The following is a 651-nucleotide window of genomic DNA, read 5'->3' on the forward strand; positions in this document are numbered from 1 at the left end:
CTCAAAGGTTCCCTCAGAATGGTTGGAAACCATTCGAAGAGTGCAAAGGCAGAAGGGAGCTTGACTGCGAGACCGACGGGTCGAGCAGGTAGGAAACTAGGACTTAGTGATCCGGTGGTATGAAAGTGGGATTGCCATCGCTCAACGGATAAAAGCTACCCTGGGGATAACAGGCTTATCACTCCCAAGAGTTCACATCGACGGAGTGGTTTGGCACCTCGATGTCGGCTCATCGCATCCTGGGGCTGAAGTAGGTCCCAAGGGTTGGGCTGTTCGCCCATTAAAGCGGTACGCGAGCTGGGTTCAGAACGTCGTGAGACAGTTCGGTCCCTATCCGGCGCAGGCGGAGGATATTTGAGAGGAGCTGTCCTTAGTACGAGAGGACCGGGATGGACGGACCGCTGGTGTACCGGTTGAGCTGCTAAGCTCATGGCCGGGTAGCCAAGTCTGGCAGGGATAAACGCTGAAGGCATCTAAGCGTGAAGCCCCCCTCAAGATGAGATATCCCATTCGAAAGAAGTAAGACCCCTTGAAGACGACGAGGTAGATAGGGCAGAGGTGGAAGTGCAGTAATGTACGGAGCTGACTGTTACTAATCGGTCGAGGGCTTATCCAGGAAGGTCTGGTTGGTTGATGAAACGGTAAAGATGG

At 53.9% G+C, this 651-nt stretch carries 1 rRNA gene (only partly in view); it reads left to right on the forward strand.

Annotated elements, in window-relative coordinates:
• A 23S ribosomal RNA gene (locus DW826_RS17700) occupies positions 1-616 on the forward strand (it extends 2307 nt beyond the left edge of the window).
• The last annotated feature ends 35 nt before the right edge of the window (positions 617-651 follow it).

Origin of the sequence: Clostridium sp. AM34-11AC (genome assembly GCF_003435375.1) — a bacterium.
Lineage (GTDB): Bacteria > Bacillota > Clostridia > Lachnospirales > Lachnospiraceae > Pilosibacter > Pilosibacter fragilis.